Source organism: Deltaproteobacteria bacterium (assembly GCA_016874735.1).
Taxonomy (GTDB): domain Bacteria; phylum Bdellovibrionota_B; class Oligoflexia; order Oligoflexales; family CAIYRB01; genus CAIYRB01.
Genome location: VGTI01000088.1, coordinates 1 through 10,005, shown reverse-complemented (window position 1 = coordinate 10,005; position 10,005 = coordinate 1). Strand labels below are relative to the sequence as shown.

General features: G+C 53.9%; 9 protein-coding genes and 1 pseudogene. 4 read left to right on the top strand and 6 right to left on the bottom strand.

Annotated elements, in window-relative coordinates; genetic code table 11:
- Positions 1-297 (top strand): FtsX-like permease family protein (locus tag FJ146_18190; GenBank protein ID MBM4253901.1); only part of this gene is annotated, 297 nt, incomplete at its 5' end.
- 111 nt (positions 298-408) lie between these two features.
- Positions 409-1,131 (top strand): hypothetical protein, encoded by a 723-nt coding sequence (locus FJ146_18185; protein MBM4253900.1) that lies wholly within the window; start codon positions 409-411, stop codon positions 1,129-1,131.
- 24 nt (positions 1,132-1,155) lie between these two features.
- Here FJ146_18185 and dnaJ read toward each other — a convergent pair whose 3' ends face one another.
- From dnaJ to FJ146_18165, 4 genes are all read right to left on the bottom strand, one after another.
- Complete coding sequence (gene dnaJ / locus FJ146_18180; protein MBM4253899.1) at positions 1,156-2,262, bottom strand: molecular chaperone DnaJ; 1,107 nt, start codon at positions 2,260-2,262, stop codon at positions 1,156-1,158.
- Positions 2,263-2,344: 82 nt separating this feature from the next.
- Positions 2,345-3,166, bottom strand: coding sequence for a 3-methyl-2-oxobutanoate hydroxymethyltransferase (panB, locus tag FJ146_18175; protein MBM4253898.1), 822 nt, complete (start codon positions 3,164-3,166; stop codon positions 2,345-2,347).
- A 110-nt stretch (positions 3,167-3,276) separates the two neighbouring features.
- Positions 3,277-3,705 carry a hypothetical protein gene (locus FJ146_18170; GenBank protein MBM4253897.1) on the bottom strand — a complete coding sequence of 143 codons (429 nt, stop codon included), beginning with the start codon at positions 3,703-3,705 and terminating at the stop codon, positions 3,277-3,279.
- 14 nt (positions 3,706-3,719) lie between these two features.
- Positions 3,720-5,513: a serine protease gene (locus tag FJ146_18165; GenBank protein ID MBM4253896.1), complete on the bottom strand. Its 1,794-nt coding sequence runs from the start codon at positions 5,511-5,513 to the stop codon at positions 3,720-3,722.
- A gap of 37 nt (positions 5,514-5,550) precedes the next feature.
- Between FJ146_18165 and FJ146_18160 the strand changes: the two genes are divergently transcribed.
- Positions 5,551-7,236, top strand: coding sequence for a tetratricopeptide repeat protein (locus tag FJ146_18160; GenBank protein MBM4253895.1), 1,686 nt, complete (start codon positions 5,551-5,553; stop codon positions 7,234-7,236).
- Positions 7,237-7,290: 54 nt separating this feature from the next.
- On the opposite strand, the gene FJ146_18155 is transcribed toward FJ146_18160, so the two are convergent.
- A complete protein-coding gene (locus tag FJ146_18155) occupies positions 7,291-8,085 on the bottom strand; it encodes a hypothetical protein (GenBank protein MBM4253894.1) in 795 nt (264 codons plus the stop codon).
- A 25-nt stretch (positions 8,086-8,110) separates the two neighbouring features.
- Complete coding sequence (locus FJ146_18150; protein ID MBM4253893.1) at positions 8,111-8,473, bottom strand: BrnA antitoxin family protein; 363 nt, start codon at positions 8,471-8,473, stop codon at positions 8,111-8,113.
- A gap of 1,306 nt (positions 8,474-9,779) precedes the next feature.
- Here FJ146_18150 and FJ146_18145 point away from each other — a divergent pair.
- Positions 9,780-10,005 (top strand): annotated as a pseudogene (locus tag FJ146_18145) (hypothetical protein).

The following is a 10,005-nucleotide window of genomic DNA, read 5'->3' as shown; positions in this document are numbered from 1 at the left end:
ACCAATCGCCAAGTGTTGACGCTGTTTATCAAGCAGGGCGTCTACATCGGCATCATTGGTGGCCTCATAGGCATGGTACTGGCCATGGCTATTAGCGCCATCTTGGAGCGCTACCAGTTTGTCGATTTGCCTGATCTCTATTTGTTGGCACGCTTGCCTGTGTCGTATGAATGGTGGGTTTATGCCGTCGTCGGCGTCGTTAGTTTGGTGATCGCCGTGGTGGCAGGTTTATTTCCAGCCTGGATCGCTAGCAACGTGAGTCCTGTTGAGGGATTCCGCGGCAATGAAGGGTCGTGACGCGGACATCACGCATGATCGAGTTAACAAGTTGCGGCAGTGTTTGCTTAGGACGCCTGCAAGTGATAGATTTTTGTGATCTGATGATGCTTTGAGCGAGGATTTAGACTAGTGACCCAAGCCCGCGCCGATAAGTCTAAACAGGCTGCCGAAGACACTAATGAGCGCAAACCTGCTAAGAGGCTGCCGCGTGAGAGCTTGAAGCTGCAGTTTGCTGGCGAGTTGGTGCTGGTACGTAATTCTCATCGTGAGCTGTCTGGACTTTTTCGTCGGTATGAGGCGCTTTTTGAGGCTTTCGCCAATATGGAAAAGGCGGAGCGCATCATTAATTACCGCTTTCTCAATGCTCTCATGCTGACCAGCCACGCCAAGAAGTCGGAGACGGTGGATGAGCGCAAAAAGCTGTTCGATCTTAAAAATCAGCTCTTTCTCAGTATGGCCAATGACCGTGAGCTACGGCGTAAGCTTGCTTTCAAATATCTGGTGTCCAAACACTTCCGCGTCACCGAGTTTTGTGAGACTTGCACCGAGCGCAATACGGCCGAGGGTATCAAGCGGCACCAGTGGAAGTTTTGCAAGAACTGCAAAATTGACCGCAACTTCTACAACGTCGTATCGATGCACCATAAGTTTAACGACGGGTCGGCGACGCTATTCCTGAGCAACGATCTCATGGGTGAGCTCAAGGGATTACAGATCACACGCAAGGGCAAGCTTGAGGAGGTGACGGAGGAGGCTATGTTCCAACGTTACCACTACAACGTCCGCAACCTCGACGCCATCGAGCTTAAATCCGTGCTTGATTGGAATAAGCGGCTACTCGCCGGTAAGTAGTGCGGCAAGTAGCTCGCTCAGCAATCAGTCACCAAAGATTTTTTGGAAAAAGCCGCTGCCATGACCACCGGCATCCTCGCCTGAGATTTGGGCAAAGCGTTCGAGCAGTTCTTTCTGCTCCTTGCTCAGCTTGCGCGGCACCACCACCTCAAACTGCACGTGGAGATCGCCGCGGCCTATGCCTTTGAGATGCGGCACGCCGGCACCAGGTATCGTGATCCTATGCCCATGCTGCACACCGGCTGGGACATCGATCGTCTTGTCACCGTCGAGAGTGGGAATGATGAGCTTGCTACCAAGGGCTGCCTGCGCCATACCGATGCCACGACGCAGTACGAGATCGTCCTCGTCGCGCTCGTACAGTTTACTCTCCTTCACGTGCAGGACTACGTAAAGGTCACCCGAGGGTGCGCCCCCGCTGCCCGACTCACCCTCGCCGCCGACGCGGAGTCTGAGACCTGTGTCCACACCGGCAGGGATCTTAACGGAGAGCTTCTTCTTCTCCATCTGGACGCCACGCCCGCCACAGGGCTTGCACGGTTTGGTGATAGTCTCACCCTCACCGCGGCAGGCTGGACATGCCGTTTGGATCGCAAAGAATCCTTGGCTGCGCCGGACTTGACCGACACCGCCGCAGGTACGGCAAGTTTGCTTGCCACCTTCCTCAGCACGGGATCCATGACAGGCGTCGCACTCGTTGGCGCGCTCGAATTCTAGCTCTTTCTCGATACCGCGGACGGCATCCTCAAACTCAATCGTCAGGTCGTAACGTAGGTCGGCACCACGGCGACCGCGGCCACCACCTGGACGACCACCACCGCTAAAGCCGAAGAACTCCTCAAAAATACTCCCGAAACTTGAGAATACATCACCAACATCCTGAAAGCCCTGGAAGCCCTGCCCCGAGAGTCCCGCATGTCCGAACCGATCGTAGGTCGCCCGCTTTTGGCCGTCGCTTAGGACCTCGTAGGCCTCGGAAGCCTCCTTAAACCTAATCTCTGCCTCTTGATCGCCAGGGTTGCGGTCCGGGTGATATTTCAAGGCGGCTTTGCGGTAGGCCGCCTTGATCTCGACCTCAGTGCAAGTGCGTTCGACGCTCAAAATTTCGTAATAATCACGTTTCGTAGACATGGACTCTTTACTCAAATTGGCTGGCTGTGCCTCGATAAGTCAAATGGCTCAGCTCTGATCTTTAAAATCTGATCCCTAAAACCTAATCCTTAAAGCTATGCTCGGCCGCCGGGAAGGTGCCGCCCTTAACATCCTCGTCGTAGGCTGTTAGAGCGTCTTTGACGACCTTGCCCAAGTTAGCATACTTTTTTAAAAACTTGGGCTTAAACTCCTCATCAAAACCAAGCAAATCATGCAACACCAGGATCTGACCGTCACATTTGGGTCCAGCCCCAATGCCAATCGTCGGAATCTTAAGTGCAGCGCTGATCCGCCCAGCTAGCTCCGCCGGCACCATCTCTAAAACCAAAGAAAATATGCCCGCCTCCTGCAAAGCCAAGGCGTCATCCATGATGCGCTTAGCCGCCTCGTCTCCCCGACCTTGGACGCGGTAGCCGCCCATAGCGTGGACGCTCTGCGGCGTCAGTCCGAGATGGCCCATCACGGGTATCCCAGCCTGGACCATGGCTCGGACCTGCGGCGCGATGGCTGCTCCACCCTCGACCTTTACGGCCTGAGCGCCAGCCTCTTGCACCAGCCGGCCCGCGTTGGTTAGGGCCTGCTCCACCGATAAATTGTAACTGAGGAACGGCATGTCGGCACAAATAAAAGGGCGTTTCAGCACACGGGCAACGGCTGCCGTGTGGTGGATCATGTCGTTGATAGTAACCGGTATCGTATTATCGTGACCTAAGATCACATTGCCGAGACTGTCCCCGACCAGCACTAGATCGACGCCAGTGGCCTCAATGAGCCGCGCAAAAGCGGCATCGTAACAGGTGACACAGGTAATCTTCTTGCCTGCGGCCTTGGCCTGTAGAATTTGACTGACCGTGATCGCCTCGCGCTGCGTGTATTTGCTCATACCGGGTCCTCGCATGGGCTGGAGTCAAAAGCTCTACTCAATGGCTGCCGGCATGACAATATTTTTCTCACGGTTTTTGTCATGTTAAGGTCCTGCCAAGACCGCGGGTATCAAGGTCTTGCCATGACAACCGCCATAGCAAGCATGCGCACAGTCCAAAGCACCGTCCGTGGCCAGTTGGTGGTAACAAGAGCGTTGGCTGCTTCCGCATTAAAACCCTCAGCTAACTGGTTATGGTAAGGAACGCTTAGGAAGGCTGTACTTGCCCAAATTGCCAGCACTCCACCGAGATTGAGCCACCAAAAGGGGCTCGACGCCCCGGAGAGACAAAGGGCCACTGCCGTGACTAGCTCGAGCGTCATCACCGGTCCGACGATCCAGGTGATCCGCGTCGCATGAAAGGCATGAAAAGCCGTGAACGACTCCCGTGCCGCATAACTAAAACTAGGATAATGCACGAGCTGAATGACCCAAATCAGGCCAGTCATAAAACAGCAAGCGACTAACTGCGCGACGCGCAACTGCTGATCATCGATCATAGGGCTCATCTACCTTACTGGAGGATAACGGGACTCGATCCGTTGATTTTGCAGCCACTGTCGGCCTCACTCAATATTTCAAGGGTATTTATAGAGGGTGCGTCCATACCAAACTGCATTTGTTTGCCTACCTCAAGCTGTGCGAGCGACTGAGCCGGATGCTCAAAGCGCAGGTTATAGCGTAGATCAGATCCCAGCCGCGCCTTAAAGGTCCGGTGATCTTTAGACGTGAGTGTGAAGTCAAAGGGACAACTAAGCTCCCAGCTAAAGAGACCGACAGGCGAATGATTGGCCAAAGTCAACGTATGGCGTCCACTGGCCAAAGTCACCAAGGACGCATCGACCTGGGGCTGATCTGGGAGTTTCGTGAGCTCCACCCACTGCTCGCTCGCCCACCGTCCTAACTTTAGTCTCAAAGTCAAAAGCGTATGATCGGCGCTACTGTACAGTTTAATCTCCGTACCACCAGATCCACAGGTCTCTAGGGTGTCGGTCAGGCCGTTAGCACCTTTACTTGAAAATTTCCCCTTATAAACACCCTGATCGGTCCCGACGAAGAACCCCTGATCCGTCGTCGTATAGGATACAGCCTGAATAGCCGGTGGGCCCTGGATTGCGCATTTTTCAATGGCATAGCGCGCATCGTCGCCAATATCAAATAAGTAGGCCCCGGTATCGGCGCGTTTCAGTAAAAGCTGCTGATTTATCTTGGATGAAAGTAGCGGCTTTGACATCACCACATCGACTGCAAGTTTGGCGCCACCGAAGGTCTCAAACTGGCACCACGATTTGACGTCCTCGTCGCGGCGCGATGCTAAAAACTCGGCGGCATCGGCGACCTGCTTGTAGGTGGCACTGGGTTTGGCAAGGCGCTGAATCGTCACGGTGCCGATGGTCGACACCGATTGATTGATCACTGGTTCTTGCGCGTAGCAATATTTTTGGATCATGTGCCCGAGCATGGCGGCTGGTTCGCCACCCTGCAAAACGGCCGGCTCGGCCTTGTGCGCAGCGATGGTGTCATCGATCCATTTAGCAAATGCAGCAACGCGTGCATAGACACCGGGTTTCAGACGTTGACCGCAACCATCACCAAAGCTGATGACACCAACCAAGACGGGCTTACCGGCGCGCTTGACGATAAGCGGACCTCCAGAATCACCGTTGCACGCATCTTGGCCGTCGGTGGCTCCTGCCGCACACATCTGGCGCTCTGAGAGGGCTTTGTAGAAGGTTGACTTTGCCCGGCAGTCGTTTAGTGCCACGGGCTGAAGATCGGTTTGCCTGAGATCGCCAGGTATGACGATGCCGATCGAACTAATATTGCCGTAACCGATGGCGGTCAGCGTCTCGCCGCCAGCCAATGCGCCTACGCGTTCGAGCTCGATCCCTGGATCAGCGGGTAGGCCCGTCGCCGTCTTATCAAGAAAAAGCAGGGCGACGTCTCCGTCGCGGTCCCCGACACGCCCCCAGTCCGGATGCACGACAACACCGACGACCTTGATAAACGACGCCTTAAGAGCCGCCTCAGCGCTGGCTACACCGATCGATGCATAAATCTGCCCACTGAGATTAGCCACGCAGTGAGCCGCCGTGAGGACGACGTTGCCACCGAGATAAGTGCCGCCGCAAAAAAAACTGCCCTTACTCACCTCTTCCGAGAGTCCGACTATATAAGGCTGTGCCGCCACCACGCGACTACCACCAATCACCTTGGGATCAGATCCGCTGCGCCCAGTAGTCTTGCACGCCAAGAGACTGCCGCCAATTGCAATAGACATCAGACCACAACGGACTAGCTGATACATAGCCGACTCCGACTAGTTAGATTGACCTCGGTTGCAGATGCTGCTCAGATTATGTCTGAATTTATCAATTGAGCCTAGTGCGGAGACGGAGATAGGCGCCATGTCCCATCTAGTTCGTAGGTCGATCTTGCCACTGGTCTATCTCGTGACCGCTCTGGCACTTTATGCGCCAGCACTACGCGGCGAGCTTATCCTAGACGATTGGGGCTACATCACCCAAAACCCATGGATCACCACGACTGCGTCGCCGTGGCTCTTCTGGACGCGGCTCGATCAGATTGACTACTATCCACTCACCTATACTTGGTACTGGGTAGCTTGGCGCCTATTTGGCGAGAACACACTGCCCTATCATCTTGTCAACGTAGCACTGCACGCAGGTGTTGCTACGCTGATCGCCCAGCTGACGTGGCGTCTTTTTAGATCCGCGCCACGTTGGGTAGGCGCTTTGGCTGGACTCGCCTTTCTCGTACATCCGCAGAATGTCGCAGCAGTCGCTTGGATCGTCCAGAGTAAGACCCTGCTCGCGACTCTAATAGCTCTGGCGGCAAGCCTACTCTACTTCGAGAGTCGGTATATCGGCGCGGTGATCGTGTTCACTCTGGCCCTAGCGGCCAAAGCATCGGTCGTTAGTTTGCCTCTATGGTTATGGCTCGTTGGACGCCGCGAGCGCAAGCCCGTCACACCAGTGATCCTGATGATGGGCACGGCATCTTTGGCCACGGGACTAGCTGCATTTGTCAATCGTCACGCCGTTTCCAATGTAAAACCGCTGGCTGCAAGACTAGTAGACATACCGGGAAGTATGTTGGCCTATCTGCGCGGCTTCTTTATCCCTACCTACACAGCATTTGTGCATGAACCTAGACCGCTGGACTTAAGCTTAGGTGCGAGCATCGCTGCAGCACTTTGCCTAGGGCTAATTGGCGTTGTAATCTACCGACGACGCCACCAATTACGGGGAATGTATCTGGGTGCAGCGCTCTATGCCCTAGCACTACTGCCGGCGATCGGGATCATGCCGAGTCAGTATATGCGGGTCACTACAGTTGCCGATCATTATGCTTACTTTGCCAACGTTGGCATGGTCCTAGCGCTCGCGTATACGCTCACACTACCGTTGACCGGGGAACTCAGCACCAAGGTGACAAAGTTGCGGTGGCTCGCCGCACCCGTCATGATTGGCCTGGCTATCCTCACCTTTGATGAAGCCAAAGATTACAGCACGGAGGAGGGCATTTGGCGTGCAACTAAGGAGCGCACAACTCATTCGGCTTTTGTTTGGTATAACCTGGGCACCGTCCTCGACAAGAAAGCAAAATTTACGGAGTCTACCGCGGCCTATCAGGAAGCGATCCGTATCGATCCGCAGCACGTGCGCGCACACTTTAATCTCGCCGGAGCCGCCAGTAAGCGGGGCGACTACAACACGGCCGCTAAGGAGTTGCGTGAAGTCATCTCCATAGATCCTCGCTACGCGCCAGGACACGCCAACCTAGCACATGCAGTTTTCATGCAAGGGCGTCCAGCCGAAGCCATCGCCATCGCGCAAAACGGTGTCGCAACGGCCGATCCTGATCCAGACCTGTGGGTTTATCTTTGCCGTCTGCAGGCGCAGCGCCAGAATTTTGCTGCCGCCATCGCTGCCTGTGATGAGGCGCTGAAAATTGCTCCGGGACATGGGACGGCACGGGAGCTGAGGGAGAGGCTGGGTCAACACTAATCCTCCGGAAATCATGATAGTAACTGGCTGGTTCACTCGTGTCCGCATAGGGATTCATGACCTCGAACAGATACGGGGCCAGCTGCCTTTGACGCTACCAGAGTGATGAAAAGCTTTTTTTATATCTAATCCCTTTATGTCCTTAATCACTTGCCCGGCTTTATCGAGAAAAACAAAGCCAAGGTCGGCAGGTGGCACATCGGCACAAGCATCACGCGACCGGTCGATTAAAGCTAGTAAGTCCTTTTTTAGTTTTTTAGGATCGATCGGGCGGGCGAGTGATTCTGCAGCAAGTGCGTCGGGACTGAAATTGATATGTCTTTGGATCATTTCGAACATCAGCTCAGGCGTGAATCCGGGATCTTTGCCGCATGCGGCACATACTGTGGCGGCAAGTGACAGTACATCGCGGTCTAGTTCGAGGCAGTCCAGTGCATCACGCACTTCCGAACGATTAGCTAAGGCTAAACACTTGTTGATAGCCAAATCAACGTCGTGCAGGCGATAACCAAGGTCATCGTCCTCGATAACGGGAAAAAATCGAAATGCCGTATCTCGTACCCACTCCAACTTAACCTGCTCTGATCCCTTGGAGACGGTTGCTCGAAAAAAGCTTGGCTGCGAAATATGAGTATCAACCGTGTAACCCGCCTCAATCAAAGCTTGTCGGTCAGCTTCGTATGCAGTAATCACGGCTAAATCTGCATCGTGGAAAATATCGATGTCAGCAGAGAATCTCAAAGACTCTGGATGCCTGCTAATGGCTGCGCCGCCAGCTACGTAACTGTCCGGATTGCGGTTGTTCCTGAGGATACGGAGTAATTGCTTCTGAAACTTAGTGATTGGCATCAATGGATTCCTTTGACTGATCTCATTAAAGATCCAAATTAATTTCTGCAGCTAAGCGCATCCCCTCTAGCCCACCGAATTTGCGCAGTCCCTCCTGGATGATCGGTATGTGCGCAGAAGTAATTTCTAGATCTTTTTTCAAATGCCAAAAACACCGTGCATGATACTGCAGAAAAATTTGCTGTGCACGACCAAGGTTTTTTTGGGCCTGCATAACGGAGCGTTGTTGATAATCCTGCAGTACAGTGTTGATCTTCTTTTGATATCCCTCGGGAGCATTGGCCTTAAACCAGTCGAGCACTGAGTTTTCTAATCTGATGGAAATCATGGTTTTTGCCATTGGGCACCTCGTATATACATAATGTAAATACATATCGGCAGCTGTCAATTCTGGCTTGAGAGCCGCGGTGACGAAAGTGACTTAAGCTTTTTTGCAGATGAGGGGAAACCTGACGTGACCAAGCAATAGCCACGCCCAATCAACACAATACAACCCCTCAAAATCACAAGAACTAAAAAATAATTCTAAAGATCCGCCCAAGCCCAGACGAACCAAGTTTTTGAGGGAAAAGAGGGACATTCCACCCTCCTCTCGAAACCTTAAGGTCGACTGCATGGGCACACGCGATAACAGCTTACCAAGGACACATGCCGCTGCATGGCGCAAAATGGCGTGGCTCTTTGGCATGCTTTTTATGGCAACTCTCTTGCCATCGACAGTGGCCACTGGCGAAGAAACTTTCAGCGTGAATTACTCAGGCCGCCTAACGCAAGCCAACGGCGCTCCCGTTGAGGGCACAGTAGATATCGATGTGAGTTTCTGGAGTGCTGCCACTGACGGCGCGCAGCGCGGCCGCAGTATCACTAAACCTGGCGTCAATTTAAGCAACGGCGTCTTCACCATTGATCTCCCACTGTCGGGTCCTGATCTTGCTGCAGTGTTTGGTAACGGGACCAGCGCTGTTTACATCGAAGTCATTGCCGCCGGAAAAACTTATCCCCGCCAGCGCTTTCTCTATACGCCGCTAGCGCTGCGCATCCCGGTGGACGAGAGTCATTTCGAGTACAGTGACACGAGCGGCAAGCTTCGCATTAAAATGGACAGCGGAGCTATCGATGGTAGCGTCATGACCAGTGATGGTCGCGGCGGCTTTACGTGGAAAAAAATCGACGCGACGCAGTTAGTCACTCAGCCTACAGCAGCTGTAACTGGACTGAGCGGCGCGGCTCCCATCACGATCGGTGGGTCGGGGACTGTACCAAGTATCAGCATCGCTAAGGCTAGCGGCACGGCTTCTGGTTATTTGAGTTCTACTGATTGGACCACATTCAACACCAAACAAGATGCTCTAGGCTTTGCACCGCTCAACAAAGCGGGAGATACGTTGGGCGGTAACCTCGATATTAACGGCAAGGCCCTTACTGGTCTTGCCATGCCTGCAGACCCAAGTGATGCCGCATCTAAGAGCTACGTCGATACGTTGGCGCTGCGTCGTGATGGATCCATGCCCCTAAGTGCCAATTGGAACGTAGGCGGCAAAGACATCGTCAATGCCGGCAACTTAGGCATCGGCTCGACCGAGCCCTCAGCAAAACTCGACCTCGTCGGTCAAATCAAGATCCAAGGTGGCTCGCCCGGTGCGGGTAAAGTCCTCACCAGTGATGCCAACGGGCTAGCTTCGTGGACTGCGCCCGCTGTCGGTAGCGTCACATCAATCAATACCGGCGTAGGTCTAACTGGTGGGCCGATTACTGCCACTGGCACGATTAATCTCGCCGACACCAACGTCACACCTGGCACCTACAACAGAGCCACGATTTCGGTCGATCAGCAAGGACGCCTCACAGCAGCGAGCAGTGGTGCCGCCATTACGGACGCAGATATCGATGCAGCAGCTAATATAGCGCAAACTAAGATCA

Excerpts from the sequence above, each read along its gene's own strand:
- FJ146_18170 (MBM4253897.1), bottom strand. The coding sequence starts at position 3,705 with ATGATCGATGATCAGCAGTTGCGCGTCGCGCAGTTAGTCGCTTGCTGT.
- dnaJ (MBM4253899.1), bottom strand. The coding sequence starts at position 2,262 with ATGTCTACGAAACGTGATTATTACGAAATTTTGAGCGTCGAACGCACT.
- FJ146_18155 (MBM4253894.1), bottom strand. The coding sequence starts at position 8,085 with ATGCCAATCACTAAGTTTCAGAAGCAATTACTCCGTATCCTCAGGAAC.
- panB (MBM4253898.1), bottom strand. The coding sequence starts at position 3,166 with ATGAGCAAATACACGCAGCGCGAGGCGATCACGGTCAGTCAAATTCTA.
- FJ146_18160 (MBM4253895.1), top strand. The coding sequence starts at position 5,551 with ATGCTGCTCAGATTATGTCTGAATTTATCAATTGAGCCTAGTGCGGAG.
- FJ146_18165 (MBM4253896.1), bottom strand. The coding sequence starts at position 5,513 with ATGTATCAGCTAGTCCGTTGTGGTCTGATGTCTATTGCAATTGGCGGC.